The sequence below is a fragment of the Erwinia sp. B116 genome (assembly GCF_002865965.1).
Taxonomy (GTDB): domain Bacteria; phylum Pseudomonadota; class Gammaproteobacteria; order Enterobacterales; family Enterobacteriaceae; genus Erwinia.
In genome coordinates this window covers 164296-188410 of the sequence record NZ_JRZZ01000005.1, presented here as the reverse complement: position 1 = coordinate 188410, position 24115 = coordinate 164296, and the positions used below count along the sequence as shown (strand labels likewise).

General features: G+C 60.9%; 20 protein-coding genes. 15 read left to right on the top strand and 5 right to left on the bottom strand.

What is annotated here, in order from left to right; translation table 11 throughout:
* Positions 1–163: 163 nt before the first annotated feature.
* Complete coding sequence (locus NV64_RS06140; RefSeq protein ID WP_199177627.1) at positions 164–1054, top strand: DMT family transporter; 891 nt, start codon at positions 164–166, stop codon at positions 1052–1054.
* A 143-nt stretch (positions 1055–1197) separates the two neighbouring features.
* On the opposite strand, the gene NV64_RS06135 is transcribed toward NV64_RS06140, so the two are convergent.
* Entirely contained in the window at positions 1198–2328 is a 1131-nt protein-coding gene (locus NV64_RS06135) for an NAD(P)-dependent alcohol dehydrogenase (RefSeq protein ID WP_056241082.1), read from the bottom strand.
* A 234-nt stretch (positions 2329–2562) separates the two neighbouring features.
* On the opposite strand from NV64_RS06135, the gene NV64_RS06130 reads away from it, so the two are divergent.
* The 7 genes from NV64_RS06130 (at position 2563) to NV64_RS06100 (ending at position 10499) form a co-directional block, all read left to right on the top strand.
* The gene (locus tag NV64_RS06130; RefSeq protein ID WP_056241081.1) at positions 2563–4050 is read left to right on the top strand and encodes a sphingomyelin phosphodiesterase; all 1488 of its coding nucleotides are present in this window, start codon (positions 2563–2565) and stop codon (positions 4048–4050) included.
* A gap of 250 nt (positions 4051–4300) precedes the next feature.
* Positions 4301–5341 carry a phosphate ABC transporter substrate-binding protein PstS gene (pstS, locus tag NV64_RS06125; RefSeq protein WP_101505541.1) on the top strand — a complete coding sequence of 347 codons (1041 nt, stop codon included), beginning with the start codon at positions 4301–4303 and terminating at the stop codon, positions 5339–5341.
* Positions 5342–5422: 81 nt separating this feature from the next.
* Complete coding sequence (pstC, locus tag NV64_RS06120) at positions 5423–6385, top strand: phosphate ABC transporter permease PstC (protein WP_056241078.1); 963 nt, start codon at positions 5423–5425, stop codon at positions 6383–6385.
* Positions 6382–7269, top strand: coding sequence for a phosphate ABC transporter permease PstA (gene pstA, locus NV64_RS06115; protein ID WP_101505540.1), 888 nt, complete (start codon positions 6382–6384; stop codon positions 7267–7269). Before pstC ends, pstA begins: the two co-directional genes overlap by 4 nt.
* A gap of 46 nt (positions 7270–7315) precedes the next feature.
* Positions 7316–8080 carry a phosphate ABC transporter ATP-binding protein PstB gene (pstB, locus tag NV64_RS06110; protein WP_056241071.1) on the top strand — a complete coding sequence of 255 codons (765 nt, stop codon included), beginning with the start codon at positions 7316–7318 and terminating at the stop codon, positions 8078–8080.
* A gap of 98 nt (positions 8081–8178) precedes the next feature.
* On the top strand, positions 8179–8913 hold the full coding sequence (phoU, locus tag NV64_RS06105) for a phosphate signaling complex protein PhoU (RefSeq protein ID WP_056241067.1): 735 nt from the start codon (positions 8179–8181) through the stop codon (positions 8911–8913).
* Between the two features lie 344 nt (positions 8914–9257).
* Positions 9258–10499, top strand: a complete 1242-nt coding sequence (locus NV64_RS06100; protein ID WP_101505539.1) for an MFS transporter — start codon at positions 9258–9260, stop codon at positions 10497–10499.
* 124 nt (positions 10500–10623) lie between these two features.
* On the opposite strand, the gene NV64_RS06095 is transcribed toward NV64_RS06100, so the two are convergent.
* On the bottom strand, positions 10624–11559 hold the full coding sequence (locus NV64_RS06095) for a LysR family transcriptional regulator (protein WP_056241058.1): 936 nt from the start codon (positions 11557–11559) through the stop codon (positions 10624–10626).
* 122 nt (positions 11560–11681) lie between these two features.
* Here NV64_RS06095 and NV64_RS06090 point away from each other — a divergent pair, with 122 nt between their 5' ends.
* The 6 genes from NV64_RS06090 to NV64_RS06065 are packed head-to-tail and all read left to right on the top strand — an operon-like array spanning position 11682 to position 19056.
* Positions 11682–12944 carry an ABC transporter substrate-binding protein gene (locus tag NV64_RS06090; protein WP_056241055.1) on the top strand — a complete coding sequence of 421 codons (1263 nt, stop codon included), beginning with the start codon at positions 11682–11684 and terminating at the stop codon, positions 12942–12944.
* 29 nt (positions 12945–12973) lie between these two features.
* A complete protein-coding gene (locus tag NV64_RS06085) occupies positions 12974–13963 on the top strand; it encodes a carbohydrate ABC transporter permease (protein WP_056241052.1) in 990 nt (329 codons plus the stop codon).
* Positions 13963–14802, top strand: a complete 840-nt coding sequence (locus NV64_RS06080; protein WP_056241049.1) for a carbohydrate ABC transporter permease — start codon at positions 13963–13965, stop codon at positions 14800–14802. The genes NV64_RS06085 and NV64_RS06080 overlap by 1 nt, the downstream gene beginning before the upstream one ends.
* Positions 14803–14830: 28 nt before the next feature.
* Positions 14831–16192, top strand: a complete 1362-nt coding sequence (locus tag NV64_RS06075; protein WP_101505538.1) for an alpha-glucosidase — start codon at positions 14831–14833, stop codon at positions 16190–16192.
* A gap of 58 nt (positions 16193–16250) precedes the next feature.
* A complete protein-coding gene (locus NV64_RS06070; protein ID WP_101505537.1) occupies positions 16251–17363 on the top strand; it encodes an ABC transporter ATP-binding protein in 1113 nt (370 codons plus the stop codon).
* A gap of 16 nt (positions 17364–17379) precedes the next feature.
* Positions 17380–19056 carry an alpha-glucosidase gene (locus NV64_RS06065; protein ID WP_101505536.1) on the top strand — a complete coding sequence of 559 codons (1677 nt, stop codon included), beginning with the start codon at positions 17380–17382 and terminating at the stop codon, positions 19054–19056.
* Positions 19057–19129: 73 nt separating this feature from the next.
* Here NV64_RS06065 and yieH read toward each other — a convergent pair whose 3' ends face one another.
* Both yieH and NV64_RS06055 read right to left on the bottom strand, forming a co-directional pair.
* Complete coding sequence (yieH, locus tag NV64_RS06060) at positions 19130–19792, bottom strand: 6-phosphogluconate phosphatase (RefSeq protein ID WP_056241040.1); 663 nt, start codon at positions 19790–19792, stop codon at positions 19130–19132.
* A 105-nt stretch (positions 19793–19897) separates the two neighbouring features.
* Positions 19898–21496, bottom strand: coding sequence for a PglL family O-oligosaccharyltransferase (locus NV64_RS06055; RefSeq protein ID WP_158239880.1), 1599 nt, complete (start codon positions 21494–21496; stop codon positions 19898–19900).
* A gap of 348 nt (positions 21497–21844) precedes the next feature.
* Between NV64_RS06055 and NV64_RS06050 the strand changes: the two genes are divergently transcribed.
* Positions 21845–23158, top strand: coding sequence for an NCS2 family permease (locus NV64_RS06050; protein ID WP_101505534.1), 1314 nt, complete (start codon positions 21845–21847; stop codon positions 23156–23158).
* 85 nt (positions 23159–23243) lie between these two features.
* Here NV64_RS06050 and NV64_RS06045 read toward each other — a convergent pair whose 3' ends face one another.
* Positions 23244–23987: a 4'-phosphopantetheinyl transferase superfamily protein gene (locus NV64_RS06045; RefSeq protein WP_056241032.1), complete on the bottom strand. Its 744-nt coding sequence runs from the start codon at positions 23985–23987 to the stop codon at positions 23244–23246.
* Between the last annotated feature and the right edge of the window lie 128 nt (positions 23988–24115).

Sequence of the window (24115 nt, the reverse complement as noted above, 5' to 3'; positions counted from 1 at the left end):
CTGCCCAGCTCCACCACTTTTACAAACACCGCCATATACGGCAGCAGGCCCATCAGCTGATTTGTTCGCATAGCGCAAAAGTCTTGTTTGCCGGCACGGATTATTCCGCCTGAGGAAAAATAGCATACTTGGCGCAGGTAAACGTACAGAGGGCGGGAAAACGGTGGAACAACAGCAGCGGTACCGCACGGGCGGTGCGGAGTGGATGTTACTGGCGGTGGCGATGGTCTGGGGCAGCAGCTACGGCGTGGCGAAGCAGGCGCTGTGGTTTTACCCGGTAGCGGGCTTTCTGTTTATCCGCTTCGGGCTGACCTTCGCTGTTCTGCTGCCGACGCTGCGCCGCCACTGGCGACAGGCGGCAGGCCCGGGGCTGGTCCTGGGCGGCGTGCTGTTAGCTATTTTCCTCTGCGAGACTTACGGCATCGCCCACACCAGCGCCAGCAACGCCGCGTTTCTGATCGGCCTGTGCGTGGTGCTGACGCCGCTGGTGGAGTGGCTGCTGCTGCGCCAGCGACCTGAAAACGACATTCTGCTGGCGGCGCTGCTGTCGCTGTGCGGCGCGCTGCTGCTGACCGGGGCCAGCCCGCTGACGCTGAACGCGGGGGACGGGCTGATGCTGGCGGCGGCACTGCTGCGCGCGCTGATGGTCTGCCTGACCAAAAAGCTGACGCGGCATCGCGAGATCCCGGCGCTGGCGCTGACCTGTGTGCAAACCGGTGTCGTCGCCAGCGGCGCCCTGTTGCTGCTGCTGGTGACGGCAAAAGGCATCCCGCCGCTGCCGGTCAGCCCGGCGTTCTGGCTGGCGACGTTGTGGCTGGTGGGGCTGTGCACGCTGTTCGCCTTCTTCGCGCAGAACTACGCCCTGAAGCGCACCACACCGACCCGCGCCGCGCTGCTGATGGGGTCAGAGCCGCTGTTTGGCGCGCTGTTTGCCACCGTCTGGCTGCAGGAACAGCTCAGCACCAGCGCCTGGGTGGGCGGCGGAATGATCGTCGCGGCCTCGTTGTGGGCGGCGCGGCCGCGTAAAGCGCAGCGGCTGTATGCGGCCACCTAACGCGTATGCCGGCCGGCAGGGTTGCGCGATGACGGATCTTCAATACTGCCGTACCGGCGCCGCGCAGTCCGTTATCCTGCCAGACAGGCTTCAGACAGGCCCCGGGCACGGTGGCCTGCCTTTGAAACGGTGGCCTTTCGCCCTCAACCGGCGGCCTGCGCAGGCGCATAGCTGCGATCGATAATCAGCACCGGTTTGATCGCCAGGCCGCTGGCCGAGTCTGCCTGCGCCTGGTTGATATCGGCAAAATCGTAGAATTTTACCAGCTTATCGAAGGGAAACTGGCCGTTCTGATACCAGCGAATCAGCTGTGGAATGCTGCTTTGCGGCACCGCATCGCCCATCAGCACCCCGGCAATATGGCGGCTGACGGCGATCAGATCGCGCATCGGGTTCAGGGCCAGCTCCGGGCGCGCCACCGCCAGCGGTGCAAAGGTGCCGCCAATCGCCACGCTCTCCAGCGCGCTTTGCATCACGCTGGTCAGGCCGCTGGTATCCAGCGCATACGCCACCCCTTTGCCGCCGGTCAGCTCGCGGATGGCTGTCGTCGCCTGTGCTTTCGTGCTGTTAATGGTGTGGGTTGCCCCCAGCTCCTTCGCCAGCGAGAGGCGCTGGTCATGAATATCGACGGCGATAATCGGATCGCAGCCGGCAATTTTCGCCGCCATGATCGCCGCCATGCCCACCGCGCCGGTGCCAAACACCGCCATCGCGCTGCCCGGTGCCGGTTTCAGCGCGTTAAAGACCGTGCCGGAGCCGGTCAGCAGGCCGCAGGCCAGCGGGGCCATCAGCCGCAGATCCAGCGCCTTATCCACCACGATCAGGTTGTTGGCGGTGGTGTTGGTGTAAGTGGCAAAGGAGGACTGGTAAAAGAAGCTGGTCACCGGCGTCCCGTCTTCCCGCTGAAACAGCGTGCTGCCGTCATGGCGCAGGCCGTCAGAGTTCATTTTGTGGAAGTCCACGCAGTGTGACGGATGGCCGTGGCGGCAGTAAGCACAGTGGCCGCACCAGGCATACGACATCACCACGTGGTCGCCGGGCTGAATGCCGCGCACCCGGCTGCCCACCTGCTCAACGATACCCGCACCTTCATGGCCGAACACGGCCGGGAACGGGTGCGGCCCGTCGCCGACGCGCATCGCCTCATCGGAGTGGCAGATGCCGGAGGCGACCACCCTGACGCGCACTTCATCTTCCTGCAGTGGGGTGAGCGTTAAGGTTTCCAGCTGGTAAGGGTCATTAGTCTGATTAACAACAGCCGCAGTAATGTTCATCGCGATTCCTCTTAAGCGTTGGGACAGAAAAGTTAAACCCGGACAGCGTTAACGTTCGCGGGTGGTAAAGGCAGTAGCAAAGAGGGCGATCGCCAGAAATGCGCCTGTTGTGAGGGCGTGACCGGAAGGATGAGAGGGATTTCTGCTTAAAATCATTTCACTAAGATCTGATCTCTGGCAGTCACATTTTTAGCCGATATCATCGGGCATCTTTCAATGATGAACGGAATAATCATGCTAAAAATCAGGACGATAATCGGCCTACTACTGGGTATTACCTCTTTTGTGCAGGCAGAGCCGGTAAAAATTATGACCTTCAATACCTTCCTGCTGGCGCAGCCACCGGCCACCATCGGGCCGCTGACGATGGGCGATCGCGTTGATTTGATGTTGAAGGGAAAGCTGTTTAACGATGCAGATGTCATTGTTCTTAATGAAGCGTTCACGCTGCACGATACCAACCGCCTGCTGGATGGTCTTTCTCAGCAGGGATACCGTTGGCAAACCCCGGTGCTGAGCCGGGCTTTCACCCCGGTAGAGAAAGAGTGCAACGATAATCAGTGCTGGAATGCGAAAAAGAATAACTGGAGCCCGCTGCAGCTTGAAAACGGTGGCGTGGCAATTGTCAGCCGCCATAAAATTCTGCAGCGTGAACAGATGATTTTTCATAATAAAGGCTGTGGTTTTGACGCGGTGGCGGCCAAGGGTGCCGTGTATGCCAGAATCGCGCTGAACGGCAGCGGCGAAATTATTCACGTTTTTGGCACCCATACTCAGGCGGTGGACAGCCTGTGCAGTCAGGGCAGCGATGCCTGGTACCGTATCGCACAGTTTGAAGAGATCCGTAACTGGGTGCTGGAGAAACACATTCCGGCTGACGAACGGGTGTTTATCGCCGGCGATCTTAACGTCAATAAGGGGAGTGATGAATACCGGCAGATGTTGCAGCATCTGCACGTAGTGGAGCCGCGTTATGAGGGGGCAGACAGCACCTGGGACCCGCAGACCAATAAGCTGACCGGCTGGAGCTGGCCGGGCAGTAAAGGGGAGTATCTCGACTATGTTCTGTCGTTTAAGGATAACGTGGATGCCGGCATCACCTTACGGGCCTTACAACCCTCGTCAGCGCCGGACTTCTTTAACTACAGTGCGGCCAATTTTGCCGAGTATTCAGACCATTATCCGGTAGTGGCATATACCCCCGGTGCAGAAGCGGTTCCGGCGTTTAAGGCCAAAGACAGTGCGCGTTATCAAAATGTGGTGCTGAAATCGCAGCTGGATGGCCGCTATATCGCCGGCAGCAGCGGCGAGTATCTGACGCTGACGGCGGATAAATCGCAGGCGCACCGGTTCAGCCTTTATGAATGGATCGATACCGGTAAGGAGCTGTGGCCCTCTTCCTGTCTGCTGCCTAACCCGGGTACCTACCTCAAGATAAAGTCGGCCGGCAGCAATAATTTCTGGGAGATGTGGCGTCCGAACGGGGTTTACTACTTAGATTCGAAGTCTGCTTCCTACGATCTTTATCTGTCGGCGGTGGATAAAACACACCGGGGCTGCCTTGAGTTGGGTGATGTCGTTTCCCTCAGCGATATGCGGATAAGCACCCTGACCCACTACTATCTGCAGGTGGACAGCAGCAATCGGGTTTCCCTCAGCGGGCGAATGCTGAGCGATGCGCCGCAGCAACAGCAGCAGTTCACGCTGGAAGTGGCACAATAACCTTATCCTAACCCCCGCTCTGCTGCTCAGGCTTTCCCCGACGCTGGCAGCAGAGCGGAAGCAACGCGACCGTCGTTTCACTGAACGGTCAGTCGAATAATTCATCACGTCACGATTCACGACCGCAGTCACAAAAGTGTCATATAACGTACATTTTACTGTCACCAAACTGTCCTATTTTGCCTCCAGCAGCAATCATTAATCAGACAAACGGCCACACAGCCTGACCTTTTTATCCCCTGGAGGGAACATGACACTGATGCACAAAACTCTGGCTCAATTCGTCGCAGTCACCCTTTCTGTGAGCGCCTTCTCTGCCGTGGCAGCCACCAACCTGACCGGCGCAGGCGGTACCTTCCCGGCGCCGGTTTACAACAAATGGGCCGCTGAGTACAACACCGCGACGGGCAACCAGGTTAACTATCAGGGCATCGGTTCTTCCGGCGGCGTGAAGCAGATCATCGCTAAAACCGTTGATTTCGGTGCCTCTGATGCGCCAATGAAAGATGAAGACCTGGAAAAGAACGGCCTGTTCCAGTTTCCGACGGTTATTGGCGGCGTGGTACTGGCAGTTAATATTCCTGGTATCAAGTCCGGCCAGCTGATCCTCGACGGTAAAACCGTTGGCGACATCTACCTGGGCACCATCACCAAGTGGAACGACGCGGCGATCACCAAACTGAACCCCGGCGTGAAACTGCCTGATTCGAACATCAACGTGGTGCGCCGCGCTGACGGTTCCGGCACCTCATTCGTCTTCACCAGCTACCTGTCTAAAGTCAACAGCGACTGGAGCAGCAAGATTGGTAAAGGCAGCACCGTTAACTGGCCAACCGGTCTGGGCGGTAAAGGTAACGACGGCGTGGCCGCGTTTGTTCAGCGTCTGCCGGGCTCAATCGGCTACGTAGAATACGCTTACGCTAAGCAGAACAATCTGGCCTACACCAAGCTGGTGGATGCCGACGGTAAAGCGATCTCCCCTGGCGAGCAGAGCTTCAGCGATGCGGCCAAAGGCGCAGACTGGAGCAAATCCTTTGCTCAGGATCTGACCTTCCAGAAAGGCGACAACGCGTGGCCAATCACCTCCACCACCTTTATCCTGCTGCACAAAGAGCAGGCTAACGCCGAGAAAGGCGCAGAGGTGCTGAAGTTCTTTGACTGGGCCTACAAAAACGGCGGCAAAACCACCGCTGGCCTGGACTATGCGTCCCTGCCTGAGTCGGTTATCAGCCAGATCCGTGCCGCCTGGAAAACCAATGTGAAAGACAGCTCTGGTAAAGCGCTGTACTAAGCAGTCGCGGGGCCGGCTCTGCCCGGCCCGCGCATCGGGCGGCTTTGACGCCGCCCCTATCCTCTACAAGTCGAGAATCCTATGGCTGCAACCAAGCCGACATTCAAAGCCCCGGGGAAACAGGGTGACATCATTTTCGGCGCGCTGGTTAAACTGGCTGCGCTGATTGTGCTGTTGCTGCTCGGCGGCATTATCGTTTCGCTGGTCTACTCCTCATGGCCGAGCATCCAGAAATTTGGTTTTTCTTTCCTGTGGACCAAAGAGTGGGATGCCCCTAACGAACAGTTTGGTGCGCTGGTACCGATCTACGGCACCATCGTCACCTCGGTGATCGCGCTGCTAATCGCCGTGCCGGTCAGCTTCGGTATTGCCCTGTTCCTGACCGAGCTGGCTCCCAACTGGCTGCGCCGCCCGCTGGGCATTGCCATCGAACTGCTGGCCGCGATCCCCAGTATCGTGTACGGCATGTGGGGGCTGTTTATCTTCGCCCCGCTGTTTGCCACCTACTTCCAGCAGCCGCTGGGTGACGTGATGGCCAATATCCCGATCGTTGGCGCGCTGTTCTCCGGCCCGGCGTTCGGTATCGGTATCCTCGCGGCCGGGATTATCCTGGCGATCATGATCATTCCGTATATCGCTTCGGTAATGCGTGACGTGTTTGAACAGACCCCGGTGATGATGAAAGAGTCGGCCTACGGCATCGGCTGCACCACCTGGGAGGTGATCTGGCGGGTGGTGCTGCCGTTTACTAAAAACGGCGTGATCGGCGGCATTATGCTCGGCCTTGGCCGCGCGCTGGGGGAGACCATGGCGGTGACCTTTATTATCGGTAACACCTACCAGCTGGACAGCGCCTCGCTGTTTATGCCGGGCAACAGTATTACCTCGGCGCTGGCCAACGAGTTTGCCGAAGCCGAATCCGGCGTACATACCGCGGCGCTGATGGAGCTGGGGCTGATCCTGTTCGTGATCACCTTTATCGTGCTGGCCTGTTCCAAGCTGATGATCTCCCGTCTGGCGAAAAGTGAAGGAGCGCGCTCATGACCACTATGGAAATGCAGTCCCGCGCTGAACTGGAAGCCTCACGCCGTAAAATGCAGGCATGGCGCCGCACCAAGAACCGCATCGCGCTGGCGCTGTCGCTGGGCACCATGGCTTTTGGCCTGTTCTGGCTGGTGTGGATCCTCTTCGCCACCGTGACCCGTGGCTTCGAAGGTATGTCGCTGGCGCTGTTCACCGAAAACACCCCGCCGCCGAACACCGCCGGCGGTGGCCTGGCTAACGCCCTCGCGGGCAGCGGCCTGCTGATCCTCTGGTCGACGGTGTTCGGTACGCCGCTGGGCATTCTGGCCGGCGTCTACCTGGCCGAGTATGGCCGCAAAGGCTGGCTGGCCGAGGTGATCCGCTTTATTAACGATATTCTGCTGTCAGCCCCATCGATAGTGGTCGGCCTGTTTGTCTACACCATCGTGGTGGCGCAGATGAAGCACTTCTCCGGCTGGGCCGGGGTGGTGGCGCTGGCGCTGCTGCAGATCCCGATCGTGATTCGCACCACGGAGAATATGCTCAAGCTGGTGCCGGACAGCCTGCGTGAAGCGGCCTACGCGCTGGGTACGCCGAAGTGGAAGATGATCTCGGCGATAACGCTGAAGGCGTCGATCTCCGGCATTCTGACCGGGGTACTGCTGGCAATTGCCCGTATCGCCGGTGAGACCGCACCGCTGCTGTTCACCTCGCTGTCGAACCAGTTCTGGAGCACCGACATGATGCAGCCGCTGGCCAACCTGCCGGTGACCATCTTTAAGTTCGCCATGAGCCCGTTTGCCGAATGGCAGAGCCTGGCCTGGGCGGGCGTGCTGATTATCACGCTGTGCGTACTGTTACTGAATATTCTGGCTCGCGTGATTTTCGCTAAGAGCAAACATTAATTTCACCGCGCTGCCCCGGCGGCGCGGGCCAAGTGAGACTAAACAGATGAGTACTTCCGCTAAGATGATTCAGGTTCGTGATTTGAACTTCTACTACGGAAAATTTCACGCGCTGAAAAACATTAACCTGAATATCGCGAAAAATCAGGTGACGGCGTTTATCGGCCCGTCCGGCTGTGGCAAATCCACCCTGCTGCGCACCTTTAACAAAATGTTCTCGCTCTACCCGGAGCAGCGTGCCGAAGGTGAAATCCTGCTGGACGGTGACAACATCCTCACCAACAGCCAGGATATCGCCCTGCTGCGCGCCCGCGTCGGCATGGTGTTCCAGAAGCCAACGCCGTTCCCGATGTCGATTTACGACAACATCGCCTTCGGCGTGCGCCTGTTTGAGAAGCTCTCCCGCGCCGATATGGACGAGCGCGTGCAGTGGGCGCTGACCAAAGCCGCGCTGTGGAACGAGACCAAAGACAAGCTGCACCAGAGCGGTTACAGCCTCTCCGGCGGCCAGCAGCAGCGTCTGTGCATCGCCCGCGGCATCGCCATCCGCCCGGAAGTGCTGCTGCTCGACGAGCCCTGCTCGGCGCTGGACCCGATCTCCACCGGCCGCATCGAAGAGCTGATTACCGAGTTAAAACAGGATTACACCGTGGTGATCGTGACGCACAATATGCAGCAGGCGGCACGCTGCTCGGATCACACCGCGTTTATGTACCTGGGCGAGCTGATCGAGTTCAGCGATACCGACACGCTGTTCACCAAGCCCGCTCAGAAGCAGACCGAAGATTACATTACCGGCCGCTACGGCTGAAAACAGGTGATGACCCTTGCCATTCTGCGGCGGCGGGCAGCCCGCGCCCGGAATGACGGAATTTATAACGCCTGTTTAAAACAGGTCTGGAGTTTACGATGGATAGTTTAAATCTGAACAAACATATCTCCGGCCAGTTCAACGCCGAGCTGGAGCATATCCGTACCCAGGTGATGACCATGGGCGGCATGGTGGAGCAGCAGCTGACCGACGCGATCACAGCGATGCACAACCAGGACACCGAGCTGGCCAACAAGGTGATCGAAGGTGACCACAAGGTCAATATGATGGAAGTGGCGATCGACGAGGCCTGCGTGCGCATCATCGCCAAGCGCCAGCCGACCGCCAGCGACCTGCGCCTGGTGATGGCGATCATTAAAACCATCTCCGAGCTGGAACGCATCGGCGACGTGGCCGAGAAGATCTGCCGCACCGCGCTGGAGAAGTTCACCCAGCAGCAGCAGCCGCTGCTGGTCAGCCTGGAGTCGCTGGGCCGCCACACCGTGCAGATGCTGCACGACGTGCTGGACGCGTTTGCGCGAATGGATATTAACGAAGCGATTGAAATTTATCGCGAAGATAAGAAGGTGGATCAGGAGTATGAGGGCATCGTGCGTCAGCTGATGACCTATATGATGGAAGATCCGCGCACCATCCCGAGCGTGCTGACCGCGCTGTTCTGCGCCCGTGCCATCGAACGCATCGGTGACCGCTGCCAGAACATCTGCGAAATCATCTTCTACTTCGTTAAAGGTCAGGACTTCCGCCACGTGGGCGGCGATCGGCTGGATAAGCTGCTGGCCGGTGAAGATGGCGGCAGCAACCCGGCGTAACCGCAGACAGGGCGCATCGCGGTGGCGAGCGCCCTGTTGCTCTTCCGGCGGCGGTGGCTGTTAAACTGACTGCTACTGCTACTGCTACTGCTACTGCTACTGCTACTGCTACTGCTACTGCTACTGCTACTGCTACTGCTACTGCTTCCCGCCTTCTGGCCTCAGGCCCTGCTCCTTTTCGCATTCTGCCCGCCCCTGACAGGTTCTGACGATCGCTTCTGCCAGTACTGGACCCGTGCGCGGTCGCCGGCGGTTATCCTTCGCCTGGTCGGGTCGTCAGATATGTCGTTAGCCTGCTAATCCCGTATACTGCGCGCACAATTGATCCTCAAGGTGTTGAATTCATGTCTGCTTCCTCCCCTGAATCGCGCGGCGTTACGCCGGGCAAAGCCATGGTCGCCGCCGTCAGCGGCTACGCAATGGACGGCTTCGATCTGCTGATCCTCGGCTTTATGCTGCCGGCCATCAGCGCCGGGCTGGCGTTGACCGCCTCACAGGCCGGTTCGCTGGTCACCTGGACGCTGATCGGCGCGGTGCTTGGCGGTATCCTGTTTGGCCACCTCAGCGACCGGCTGGGCCGCATTCGCGTGCTGACCTTCACTATCCTGATGTTTTCGCTGTTTACCGGGCTGTGTGCGGTGGCGCAGGGCTACTGGGATCTGCTGGCCTACCGCACGCTGGCGGGGATGGGGCTGGGCGGCGAGTTCGGCATTGGCATGGCGCTGATCGCCGAAGCCTGGCCGGCCAACAAACGTAACCGCGCCTCGGCGTGGGTGGGGATGGGCTGGCAGCTCGGCGTACTGCTGGCGGCGTTTATCACCCCGCTGCTGCTGGATGTTATCGGCTGGCGCGGCATGTTCCTGGTCGGGCTGCTGCCGGCGCTGGCCTCGTTTGCCATCCGCCGAGGTATGGGCGAGCCGGAGGCCTTTACCCGCCACGTTGACGTCAATCAGGGGTTATCCTTTGCCACCCGGCTGAAGCTGCTGTTTGCCGACCGGGCCACCGGTAAGGCCAGCATCGGCATCTTTATCCTCTGCTCGGTGCAGAACTTCGGCTACTACGGGCTGATGATCTGGATGCCGAGTTACCTTTCCAGCCAGTTCGGTTTCTCACTCACTAAATCGGGCCTGTGGACGGCGGTGACGGTGGTCGGTATGACCTTCGGCATCTGGCTGTTTGGCCTGCTGGCCGACCGCTTCGCCCGCTGGAAGATTTTCCTGATTTATCAGATTGGTGCGGTGGTGATGGTGGTGGTCTACGCCCAGCTGCGTGACCCGACGGTGATGCTGTTTACCGGTGCGCTGATGGGGCTGTTCGTTAACGGCATGATCGGCGGCTATGGCGCGCTGATCTCCGACACGTACCCGGTGAAGGTGCGCGCCACCGCGCAGAACGTGCTGTTTAACCTCGGGCGCGGCGTCGGCGGCTTCGGCCCGCTGGTGATTGGTCTGCTGGCCCTGCACTACTCCTTTGTGGCGGCGATCACCCTGCTGGCGCTGATCTACCTGCTGGATATCGTCGCCACCCTGTTCCTGCTGCCGAAGAAACAGGGCAACGACGAGGACAGCCTGGGGGCGATTGGCTGAGCCCGCTCTGCAGACGGACTGAACGCGGCGACGTTCAGTCCGTCTGCAGATGCGGCAGGCCGGATGGCGGTTCAGCCCGCCAGTGGAGGCAGCCGGCAGGAACATTCACCGCCGGGTAAGGTATTCAGCTGACCAGCGGGCGCACCGCGTCCAGATAGTGACTGAGCAGCGCCTGCATCTCCACCACCGGCTGGGTATCCGCCTTTTCACGCATCAGATAGATGCCCACCGACAGATTAGGGCTGCCGGTGGTGGTCTGCAGCGGCTGCAGGCCGTACTGCGCAAAGTACCCCGCCATGCAGCGCGGATAGGTGAGCAGAATACCGTCCGAGTCGTTGACCATATCCACCGCCGCCATCAGCGAATTGCTTGACCAGATCACCCGCTCGGCCAGGTGCAGCCGGTTGCGCAGCGTGCGCTTGGCCTGCATATCATCCATCATATGCTGATAGCGACTCTCGTCCGGCGTCAGCTCGACCAGGTTGTAATCCAGCAGCTCGTGCGGTTCGATCGGGCGGCCCAGCAGCGGGTGGCCGCTGCGCACGTAGTAGCTGTCGCGGGTGGTGAACAGCGGCAGGAAACGGATCCCCGCCCCCGGGTTCAGCCCCTGGATCTCATGGCCGATAAACAGGTCGATATCGCCGCCGAGCAGCAGATCCATCAGCCGCAGATGGTTGCCGAGATCGACGTGGATATTCACCCCGGGATGGCGGCTGCGGTAGGCGTTAAAGCTGTCGCGCACGAACATCACCCACCAGGCGTGGCCGGTGCCCATGCGCAGGCTCTGCGTCTGCCGCGCCTTGATCGAGGCCAGCTTTAGCAGCGTGTTGTCGTAGATACGCTGCATCATCTGCGCCTGCTCCAGCAGCAGTTCGCCAAATTCCGTGGTTTTCACCCCGCTGGAGGTGCGCTCCAGCAGCGGCACGCCGAGATTCTCCTCCAGTTTCTTCATGTTATGGGTCAGCGTCGGCTGGCTGAGGCAGAGCTTGTTTGCTGCATGGCTCACATTTTGAAACTTCGCTACTTCGATAAACTGCCGCAAAATTTTGTCCACGATCATAATTTCCCGCAGTGGTATAGAAAGTTTCTATAGCGTAGCGCAAATTATCGATTTCCTTCGATAGCAGGCTTTCGCTACTTTTCTTCTCAGCTGAGGTTCCGGCTGCTGACTGAGAGGAAGCCATGAAAAATGCGATTGCGGGTCTGTTTGCTGCCACGCTGGTGCTCTGCGCCGTGGCACGGGCGGATACGTTGCGAATGGAGTGTACCCCGAGCAAAGAGGGGCGGCAGTTCTGCAACGAGATCAAACAGCGCTTTGAAGCGCAGACCGGTCACACCCTGCAGTTTATTGAGCTGCCGCGCGCCTCTGACGAGAAGCTGTCGCTGTTTCAGCAGCTGTTCGCCGCCAAAGACGCCGGGGCGGTTGATCTGTTCCAGGCCGATACGGTGTGGATCGGCATCCTCAACAGGCACCTGCTGGATCTCACCGATGCGGTCGCGGATATTCGCGACGACTTCTTCCCGTCCGCCTGGCAGAACAACCTGGTGAACGGCCGGGTGAAGGCGGTGCCCGCGTTCCTTGATACCGGCGTGCTCTACTACCGCCGCGATCTGCTGGAAAAATATGGTGAGCAGCCGCCGCAAAGCTGGGCGGAGCTGACGGCCACCAGCGAACGTATTCAGCAGGCCGAACGTCAGCAGGGCCATAAGCAGTTCTGGGGCCTGGTGTTTCAGGGCAAAGCCTACGAGGGGCTGACCTGCAACGCGCTGGAGTGGATCGCCGGCAGCAACGGCGGCCGTATTATCGACCCCGATGGCACCATCACCGTCAACAACCCGCAGGCGGCCCGCTCTCTTGATATGGCGGCGGGCTGGATCGGCCATATCTCGCCGAAAGGCACGCTGGGCTACATGGAAGAGGAGGCGCGTGCGCTGTTCCAGAACGGCGATGCGCTGTTTATGCGCAACTGGCTCTACGCCTGGGTGCTGGCGCAGGACAGCAGCAGCCCGGTGCGCGGTAAGGTCGGGGTGATGCCGCTGCCGGCGGGTGAGGGCGGCCAGTCGGTCAATACGCTGGGCGGCTGGCAGTGGGCAGTCAGCGCGTACAGCAAAAACCCGCAGGCGGCGATTGCGCTGCTGAAAATTGTCAGCGACGCGCAGTCACAGAAGCGCGCGCTGGCGCTGCTCGGCCTCGCGCCGTCGCGCACCGCGCTGTATGACCAGCCTGAGGTGCTGGCGCAGGCCGCTTACCTCGGACAGCTGAAAACCATTTTCTCCCGGGCGGTACCGCGCCCGGCCACCCAGACCCGCCGCCAGTACGCCCAGGTGTCGCGGGCGACCTATAACGCCACCTTCAATGTATTACGCGGTAACAGCGATGGGGCCACCGCCGTTGCGGATCTTCAGCAGCGGCTGGAACGGATTAAAGCCAGAGAGTGGCGCTGAGCGCCCTGCAACCGAACCGGAGCTGACCGATGAAACCTGAAACCCATGCACTTCCCCCGCAGGCCGCGCCTGTGGCCTCCCCAGCGGTCGCCGCCGCGCGCGGCCGCCTTAACTGGCAACAGCGGCGGCGACGCGTCGCCTGGCTGCTGGTGGCCCCCGCGCTGCTGCTGCTGGCCGCCGTGGCGGGCTGGCCGCTGCTGCGCACGCTGTTCTACAGCTTTACCGACGCGATGCTCGACGCGCCGGAGGAGTACCGCTTTGTTGGTCTGCGCAACTACCTTGACCCGCTGGCGGACGGGCAGACCTTCGGCATTCTGGCCGATCCCCAGTGGTGGCAGGCGGTGGGCAACACCCTGTGGTTCAGCGCCATTTCGGTGTCGCTGGAGCTGCTGTTCGGCCTGCTGCTGGCGCTGCTGATGAATCAGCGTTTTCGTGGCCAGGGGCTGGTACGCACCGCCATTCTGGTGCCATGGGCGATCCCGACCATCGTTACCGCCAAGATGTGGGGCTGGATGTTCCACGACCAGTACGGGGTGATTAACGACCTGCTGCTGAAAATCGGCGTCATCAGCACGCCGCTGGCGTGGGTGGCAGAACCCGACCTGTCGATGTGGGCGGTGATTGTCGCCGACGTGTGGAAAACCACGCCCTTTATGGCGCTGATGCTGCTGGCGGCGCTGCAGCTGATCCCCGGCGACCTTTACGAGGCGGCGCGGGTGGACGGTGCCGGGGCCTGGCAGCGCTTCCGCCGCATTACCCTGCCGCTGATTATGCCGGCGCTGATCGTGGCGCTGATTTTCCGGGTGATGGACGCGCTCAGGGTGTTCGACCTGATCTACGTGCTGACCTCCAACAGCGAGGCGACGGTTTCGGTCTCCGGCTATGCCCGCGACCAGCTGGTCAGCTACCAGCAGATGGGCGCGGGATCGGCGGCCTCGGTGCTGGTGTTTATGATGGTGGCCGGCATTGCGGCCTGTTTTCTGCTGATCGGACGCCTGAACGGGCGGGAGAGAGCGTAATGAAACTGCATTCACGACTGACTGCTCATAACGTGTTGATTTACGGCGGTGCGGCGCTGGCCTGCCTTATCTGCCTGTTCCCGTTTTACTACGCCATCGTCACCTCGCTGCGCGGCGGCCAGGCGCTGTTCCAGGTGGCGTACCTGCCGGATGGCCTGCACTGGGATAACTACCGCAACGCGCTGCTGGAGAACGGCATGGCGCGCAGCCTGTTTAACTCGCTGCTGGTGGCGACGCTGACCGTCGGCCTCTGTCTGCTGGTGTCGATCACCGCCGCCTTTGCGCTGGCGCGCATCCCGTTTCGTGGCCGCAAGTTTCTGCTGTTCACCATTCTCTGCGTGTCGATGTTCCCACAGGTGGCGGTGCTCTCCGGCATGTTTGAGCTGGTGCGCTTTCTCGGCCTGTATGACTCGGTGGGCGCGCTGGTGCTCTCCTACACCACCTTCTCGCTGCCGTTCACCGTCTGGGTGCTGACCACCTTTATGAAGGCCATCCCGCCGGAGCTGGAGGAGGCGGCGATTGTCGACGGGGCCAGCACCTGGACCATTATCACCCGCATTTTCGTGCCGATTATGGGGCCATCGCTGGTCACCACCGGACTGCTGGCGTTTATCGGCGCGTGGAACGAATTTATGTTCGCCCTGACGTTTGTCATCTCCGGTGACAAGCGCACCGTGCCGGTAGCGATCGGCATGCTGCAGGGCGCTTCGCAGTACGAGCTGCCGTGGGGAACCATTATGGCCTCCTCGGTGATCGTCACCCTGCCGATCGTGGTGCTGGTGCTGATTTTCCAGCGGCGCATCGTCAGCGGTCTGACCAACGGTGCAGTTAAAGGTTGATGTTCTTTTTTCCTCAAGGAGTTAAGCAATGGCTACAAAAATCGTATTAGTCGGGGCAGGCAGCGCGCAGTTTGGTTACGGCACCCTCGGGGATATCTTCCAGAGTACCGCGCTGTACGGCAGTGAGATCGTGCTGCACGACATCAACCCGGCGTCGCTGGCGGTGACCGAGAAAACCGCGCGGGATTTCCTCGCGGCTGAGGATCTGCCGTTTATCGTCAGCGCCACCACCGACCGGCGCGAGGCGTTGAAAGGCGCGGAGTTTGTGATTATCTCCATCGAGGTGGGCGATCGCTTTGCGCTGTGGGATCTCGACTGGCAGATCCCGCAGCAGTTCGGCATTCAGCAGGTGTACGGCGAGAACGGCGGCCCCGGCGGCCTGTTCCACTCGCTGCGCATTATCCCACCGATCCTCGACATCTGCGCGGACGTGGCCGATCTCTGCCCGGATGCCTGGGTGTTTAACTACTCCAACCCGATGAGCCGCATCTGCACCACCGTGCATCGTCGCTTCCCGCAGCTGAACTTTGTCGGCATGTGCCACGAAATCGCCTCGCTGGAGCGCTATCTGCCGGAAATGCTCGGCACCTCGTTTGACAACCTGCAGCTGCGTGCTGCCGGTCTTAATCACTTCAGCGTGCTGCTGGAGGCGCGATATAAGGACAACGGAGCCGACGCCTACGCTGACGTGCGCGCCAGAGCGCCGGACTATTTTGCCACCCTGCCGGGCTACAGCGATATCCTCGACTATGCGCGTACCCACGGCCAGCTGGTGGAGACCGAAGGCAGCACCGAGCGCGCCTGGCTGGGCGGCCGCGACAGCGCCAAACCCTGGGCCGACCGCACGCTGTTTAAGGAGGTGCTGGCGAAGTTCAACTACCTGCCGATCACCACCGACAGCCATTTTGGCGAGTATATCCGCTGGGCCAGCGAGGTCAGCGACCATCGCGGCATTCTCGATTTCTATACCTTCTACCGCAACTACCTGGGCCACGTGCAGCCGAAGATTGAGCTGAAGATGAAGGAGCGGGTGGTGGCGATTATTGAGGGCATCCTCAGCGATTCCGGCTACGAGGAGGCGGCGGTCAATATTCCCAACCGCGGCTATATCCGCCAGCTGCCGGAGTTTATCGCGGTAGAGGTGCCGGCGATTATCGACCGCAAAGGGGTGCACGGCATCAGCGTCGATATCCCGCCGGGTATCGCCGGGCTGCTGACCAATCAGATCGGCGTACACGATCTGACCGCCGAGGCGATCCTCAACCAGTCGCGCGACCTGGTGGTGCAGGCGCTGCTGGTGGATTCGGTTAACGACAAATGCAAAGCGATCCCGGAGCTGGTCGATCTGATGATTGCCCGCCAGCGCCCGTGGCTCGACTACCTGAAGTAAACCCGTGCGCAGGGGCGGCTGCCCCTGCACAGGCTCATTGAAATCAGCAGGGGGCGTGATGGCGCAACTGACTCTGAACAAACTGCAAAAGCAGTACGGCAACCATATCCAGGTGATTAAATCGCTGGATTTACAGATTAACAGCGGCGAATTTGTGGTGATCGTCGGCCCGTCCGGCTGCGGCAAGTCAACGCTGCTGCGGATGATTGCCGGGCTGGAAGCGATCGGCAGCGGCGAGATGCTGATCGACGGCAGCCGGGTTAACGAACATACCCCGGCGGAGCGCGGCGTCGGCATGGTGTTTCAGTCTTACGCGCTCTACCCGCATATGAACGTGTTTAAAAACATGGCGTTCCCGCTGGAGATGGCCGGCGTGGATGCCGCTGAGATCGCCCGTCGGGTGAATGAAACCGCCAGCGCGCTGCAGCTGGAGCCGCTGCTGCAGCGGCGGCCGAAAGATCTCTCCGGCGGCCAGCGCCAGCGGGTGGCGATGGGGCGCGCCATCGTGCGCGAGCCGCGGCTGTTCCTGTTTGACGAGCCGCTCTCCAACCTTGACGCCTCGCTGCGCGTGCAGATGCGTATGGAGGTGGCGGCGCTGCACCGGCGGCTGCGATCGACCATTATTTACGTCACCCACGATCAGGTGGAGGCGATGACGCTGGCCGACCGCATCGTGGTGCTGAATCAGGGGCGTATTGAGCAGGTGGGTACGCCGCTTGAGCTGTATGACCAGCCGGCCAACACCTTTGTGGCGCAGTTTATCGGCTCGCCGAAGATGAACCTGATGCCGGCCACTCTGCAGCGGGCGGGGGCGGCGCAGAGCCTGGTGGCGCTGGATAACGGCAAAACCCTGCTGCTGCCGGTGGCCACCCCGCAGGCGGCGCAGGGGCAGCGCGTCAGCGTCGGCATTCGCCCGGAGCATATCCTCAGCGGCGGCGACCGCGCCTGTGAATATCAGGGCAGGGTGCTGTTCGTTGAACAGATGGGTAATGAAACGTATCTCTATCTGGATAACGGCAGCGGCGGTGAGCCGTGGGTGGTGCGCCACCCGGATCGCCTGCGGCTGACGGCGGGCGACACGCTCGGCATTCACCTGCCGGCCGAGTGCTGCTATCTGTTTGACCCTGACGGGCAGGCGTTTCCGCGCCTGCTGCCCGCACAACCTCACTAATGTAAGGCGGTAATCTGTGAATCAGTTAACCACGGCGCGCTGGTGGAAAGAGGCGGTGGCCTATCAAATCTACCCGCGCAGCTTTATGGACAGCAACGGCGACGGCATTGGCGATCTTAACGGCATCACCGCACGGCTCGACTACCTGCAGTGGCTGGGCATTGACGTCATCTGGCTCTGCCCGATGTACCCGTCGCCGAACGACGATAACGGCTACGATATCAGCGACTATCAGGGGATTATGGCCGAGTTCGGCACCATGGCCGACTTTGACCGCCTGCTGGCGGAGGTGCACGCACGCGGTATGCGGCTGATCCTCGACCTGGTGGTCAATCACACCTCGGACGAGCACCCGTGGTTTATTGAGTCGCGATCGTCACGTGATAGCGAAAAGCGCGACTGGTATATCTGGCGCGACGGTAAAGCGGGCCGTGAGCCGAACAACTGGGAGAGCATCTTCAGCGAACCGGCGTGGAAATATGATGCGGGCAGCGATCAGTACTTTATGCATCTGTTTTCGGCGCGTCAGCCGGACCTTAACTGGGAAAATCCGGCCACCCGCCATGCGCTGTACGACATGATGCGCTGGTGGCTGGAGAAGGGCATCGACGGCTTCCGCATCGACGCCATCTGCCATATGAAGAAGCAGCCGGGGCTGATGGATCTGCCAAACCCGCACGGGCTGGCTTACGTGCCCTCCTTCGACGCGCACCTTAACTTCCCCGGCCTGCTCGATTTTGTCGATGAGATGAGCGAGCAGGTGTTTAACCGCTACGACATTATGACGGTGGGTGAAATGAACGGCGCCTCGGCGGAGCAGGCCGAAGCCTGGGTCGGCGAGCGGCATCAGCGGCTGAATATGATCTTCCAGTTTGAGCACGTCAAGCTGTGGCAGGACAATCCGCCGCCCGCCGACGGGCCGGGCATCAACGTGCCGGCGCTGAAGCAGATCTTTACCCGCTGGCAGACGCAGCTGGAGGGGAAAGGCTGGAACGCGCTCTACGTCGAAAACCACGATATCCCGCGCGTGGTGTCGCACTGGGGTGATGATAAACAGTATCTGCGCGAGAGCGCCACGGCGATTGCCGCCATGTACTTCCTGATGCAGGGGACGCCCTTTATCTATCAGGGCCAGGAGCTGGGAATGACCAACACCCGCTTCGCCAGCCTGAATGATTTCCAGGATATCGCGGCGCGTAACCGGGCGATCAGGCTGCAGCAGCAGGGCGTGGCGGATGCCGATATCCTGGCGATGCTCAGCCGCATCTGCCGTGATAACTCGCGCACGCCGATGCAGTGGAGCGCGGAGCACAACGCCGGTTTCACCACCGGCACGCCGTGGCTGGCGACCAGCGTCAATTATCCGGCGATTAACGTTGCGCAGCAGCGGGAGGATAAGCAGTCGGTGCTCAGCTTCTACCGGGCGCTGATCGCGCTGCGTAAGGCCTCACCGGCGCTGGTTTACGGACAGTATCAGCTGCGGCTGGCGGAGCATCCGGCGATTTACGCCTATACGCGCAGGCAGGATCGGCAGCAGTTTCTGGTGCTGACCAACCTGAGCGGCGTGTCGCAGCAGGTCGATCCTGCGCAGCTGGCGTTAGAGGGCTGGCAGCGGGTGCTGGGCAACTACCCTGATGACGGCGAGCTGCAGCTGCTGCGGCCGTGGGAGGCGCGGGTGTACCGGCATCAGTAACGCCAGACGCAGAACGCAGGTTCCGCGTCTTTTTTACCGGGTTCCTGCGCTGGCGGCAGTCAAACCCGGCCCGTTAACGCGTTAATTCCCAGCCGCGCTCGCGCCACAGCGCGGGCAGCTGATCCAGCGCGGTAAACGGCGTCACCAGCGGGTGATCGATAACCGGATTGTGCGCGTCGGCGCAGTAGTAAAATACCGGGATGCCGGCAGCAATGCCGGCCTGTGCCCCGGCTTCGGAGTCATCCACCAGAATGCAGCGGCGGATATCCACGCCCATCTTCGCTGCCGCGTGAAACATTAACCCGGGTTCCGGTTTCCAGTGCTGAATATCATAGCCGCTGTACAGCCGGTCATCAAAATAGCGCCGCAGCCCGGTCAGCCCCAGCGAGTGCTGCATTTTCGGCACCGTACCGTTGGAGACCACGCACACCGGCACCGCTATCTGCGCCAGCAGCGCCTCTGCGCCGGCGATCGGCTGCAGCTCCAGGTCAAACAGCCGCGCCACCTCAGCGCGATACTCAGGCTCCAGCACGCTGACTGGCGTACTGAGCTGATGCTCGCGGCAGACGTCGGCGATAATGTCATACAGCTTCACGCCTTTGTATCTTTCAAACATGGTCTGCAGCGACAGTTGCGCGCCGTGGCGGGCAAAGGTGTTGACGTAGGCCTGGGTGCAGAGCAGTTCGCTGTCCACCAGCGTGCCGTCACAGTCAAAAAAGATGCAGTCGGGTGACATTCGTCCGTCCTTAACGGTGAGAAAAGAACCTTCACTTTACGCGATCGTGAATGGATTGCGACCCCGAATGCGCCGGGCCCCGGCGCCCGGCGGGCGCGAACAGTGTCAGAAAAATCGCGCATCCTTCGGGTACAGCAGATGCGCCATCTGGCGATAGCGCCCGGCCTCCTGCTGTTTTCCCTGATACTGCAGCACCAGGATCAGACTGGCGTAAACGTTATGATCCACCCGGTAGCGCAGATAGCCGCTGGCCCAGCGGCGGTACTCTTCCAGCAGGCGCGGATCGCGGCTGTCGTTAAAGGCCAGCAGCAGCGCAACGTGACGGTCATACTGCCAGCGATCCTGGTTCAGCCAGCGCTCTGCGGGCGACAGCTGCTGCAGTGCGGCGGGGTGCTGAAAGCCGCTAAGCTCCACGGCGGTCAGCTGCTGGTTGCCGCGCCAGATCAGGCCGGTCACCAGCACCAGCAGTGCGGCAAGCAGCCGTATGCCGTTTCTGAACAGCGGAACAACCCGCCGGTGCACAGGACGCCAGCGCCACGCTTCGCCGCTGGCACGTTCCGCCACGGCCAGCAGCAGTAAAAACAGCAGTGCATGGACGGTGGACATATAAAACGGCCACTCCAGCTGGGTGTGGATCAGCAGCGGCAGCAGCGACAGGCACAGTGCGGTTGCCTGCCCGGCGCGGCGGTCGCCGCGCGCACTCCGCCTGCGATCGGCGCGGCGTGCGCGTGCCAGCAGGCGCACTCCGGCGAACAGCAGGATCAGCATCGCCGCCAGTCCGCAAATGCCGCCCTCCACCCACCACAGCAGCACTTCGTTATGCGGGTGCTCGGCAATTTCAGTGACCCGGGTCGGGATGGGCTGGGTGACGCGAAAATGCTGGAAAGCGTATTCAAAGCTGCCGTAACCCCAGCCGCCGAGCGGGTGCTGCGCGATCATGCGCAGCGTGTCGATCAGCATGGTTCGGCGCGCGTGGTTAGACCCCTGGTGATCGATAACCGACAGCGTCATCTCACCCGACTGTAACAGGCAGAGCGCCGCCACGGTGCCGACGGTAATCAGCGCGACGGCCAGGCGGCTGCGCTGGCGATCGTAATGGCCGCACAGTGTAAACAGCAGCAGCGTTACCCCCGCGCCGCCGATCCACGCTGCCCGCGACTGCAGCCAGACCAGCAGCGCAGGAAACAGCAGCAGCAGGAGCATCAGCGCGGCCTGTCGCCAGCGCTCCCGCCGGGGACTGAGCAGGCGGAAGCCGGGCAGAATGGTCAGCAGCAGCGCCAGCCCCAGTCCGGTGGCGATAGCGCTGCCCAGCACGTTAACCTGCTGGAAGATCCCGCCGGGACGACCGTCGGTGGGGGGAACCCAGCTCAGCTGGGGGAGAAACAGCTGCAGCAGAACAATAAACGCCTCGGCTGCGATGAGCAGCAATACGCCGCTGAGCAGCCGCTGCAGGTGGCGCGGCGCGGTAAGCGGTAGCTGTAGCAGGGCGAAATAGCACAATACCGCCGTTGCCACGGCGGCCATCCGCAGGCTGGCTTTGTCAGCAAACTGCGCGTCGGTAAACGGCAGCGGCAGCAGCGCCAGCAGCGTAGCCAGCAGCAGCAGCATGCCGCCGGGGGTCAGGGTGAGGTGGTGACTGCGGAGCCGTTTAAGAAAAGCGAATAACAACAGCGTAGACAGCACGAAGACGGTCAGGATATTCATCGGTAACTGCAGGCCGGTTCCCCCCAGATTCGGAGTGAACAGCGTCAGCGGAAGCAGAAAGAGTAAAACGATTGAGCCATATTTTACCATGGTGAAAATTCTCAGAGTCCCTGATGAGAAGAGCCGGGAAAATAGCAGAAATCGTCCGCTATAAAATGTCGCATTGCGCGATGGGATCGTCTGACAGCCGGTTAACCCCGCCGTAAGTACTCTGTGTGGCGTAATCCCCGTCATTTGGTGCAGAACAAGGCGCAATCGGTTGCGAAAAAACCGGCTCAGACTCATCCCAAACGGACTTTTATCGGGTAGGATAGCCCCCGACATTTTTCTCCGTTCTGGAAACACACAATGACCAATCCCGGGCTGTTACAACGGATTTTTAAACTGCAGGAGCATGGCACCACCGCGCGTACCGAGGCGATTGCCGGTTTCACCACCTTCCTGACCATGGTGTACATCGTTTTCGTTAACCCGCAGATCCTCGGCGTGGCCGGCATGAATACCCAGGCGGTGTTTGTCACCACCTGCCTGATTGCCGCCTTCGGCAGCATTCTGATGGGGCTGGTGGCTAACCTGCCGGTGGCGCTGGCACCGGCGATGGGCCTGAACGCCTTCTTCGCTTTTGTGGTGGTCGGCGCGATGGGTATTTCCTGGCAGGTGGGCATGGGTGCCATCTTCTGGGGGGCGGTCGGCCTGCTGCTGCTGACCATTTTCCGCGTGCGTTACTGGATGATTGCCAATATCCCGCTCAGCCTGCGCGTCGGCATTACCGCCGGCATCGGCCTGTTTATCGCCATGATGGGGCTGAAAAACGCCGGTATCGTGGTGCCGAACAAAGACACGCTGGTGGCGGTAGGCGATCTGACCTCGCACAGCGTGCTGCTGGGGGCGCTGGGCTTCTTTATTATCGCCGTGCTGGCTTCGCGCAACGTGCACGCGGCGGTGCTGGTCTCCATCGTGGTGACCACCGGCATTGGCCTGGCGATTGGCGACGTGAAGTACGGCGGCGTGTTCTCCATGCCGGCGGGCGTCGGTGCGGTAGTGGGTGAAGTGAACCTGAAGGACTCGCTGAACGTCGGCATGGCCGGGATTATCTTCTCGTTTATGCTGGTTAACCTGTTTGACTCCTCCGGAACCCTGATCGGCGTCACCGACAAGGCCGGGCTGACCAATGAAAAGGGCACCTTCCCGCGCATGAAGCAGGCGCTGTACGTTGACAGCATCAGCTCGGTGGCCGGTTCGTATATCGGCACCTCATCCGTAACCGCCTATATCGAAAGCTCTTCCGGCGTCTCCATCGGTGGCCGCACCGGCCTGATGGCGGTGGTGACCGGTGTGCTGTTCCTGCTGGTGATGTTCCTCTCGCCGCTGGCAGGCATGGTGCCGGCGTATGCGGCGGCAGGTGCACTGATCTACGTCGGCGTGCTGATGACCTCCAGCCTGGCTCGGGTGAAGTGGGACGATCTGACCGAAGCAGTACCGGCGTTCGTTACCGCGGCGATGATGCCGTTCAGCTTCTCGATTACCGAAGGTATCGCGCTGGGCTTTATCTCTTACTGCGTGATGAAGCTGGGTACGGGTCGCTGGCGTGAAATCAGCCCGTGCGTGGTGGTGGTTGCGCTGCTGTTCGTGCTGAAAATCGTCTTTATCGACGCGCACTGAGTGATGACCGGGTGGCCTTCGCGCTGCCCGGTTTTACCAGCGTAGCCTGAACGCTGGCTCAGTCACGGGTTGACCGGGTTAACCGTTAGTGAGAGTGCGGCGTTTTTTCCGGCGGCAGGCTGGTCAGGCGCAGCATACGCGGCCCCATATTCTGCGCCAGCACGTTGATATCCTGCAGCGATTCCCAGCTCTCCTGGCCATCGAACTCCCATAACCGCAGTCGATCGGTGCCGGGGGACAGCGCACAGGACCATACCATTACCGACTCCACATCGCACAACGCCTGAATATCGGGTGAGACCGCGGAGCGTAAACGCCCGGATGCCGGGTGCAGCCGCAGCGAGTCGTTGCCTTTCTCTCCTTCTCCGGTCAGCTTGAGGATACTCTGACGCAGCGTCCACAGCTGTGTGGCAGCCTCTATCTGGTCATTCTGTGCGCGGACCCAGGCAACTTCTGCGGAGGTCAGGCACTGAAAGTAGTGCTCCAGCGTCTGGCGGCTGTGTGCCCGTACGATCTCCATATCCAGCCCGGCGCGGCTACCCTCTTCGGCCAGCAGCACACCCACCGTATTACCGGCGTAAGCAAGGCTGAAATCGGGCAGGTCGGCATCGGCAAAAGCGGGACGTCCGTCGGTGAGGGTGGTCAGTTCGGGAAGTCTGTTAATGCCGTAGATACGCAGCAACAGCTCGGCCAGCAGGGTGCGGGCGGCAAGAAAACGGCTGCGGCGGCGTTCGTCAAAGTCGTAAGCGTACTCGACTAACGCCAGCGGCAGGCGGTGTACCCGGGGTTTGCTCTGGACCAGGGTCCAGCGCGCAAAATGACTTGCCATCTGTCGCTCCGTGAAAATGGTCGGATAATCATCAGCTCCTATTGTAAGAATTTTCTTAGGTGTTTGCATCACGCAAACGCGATTGTCGACAAAATTCGGATTTATGACCGATAAAGGGGATTGACCAG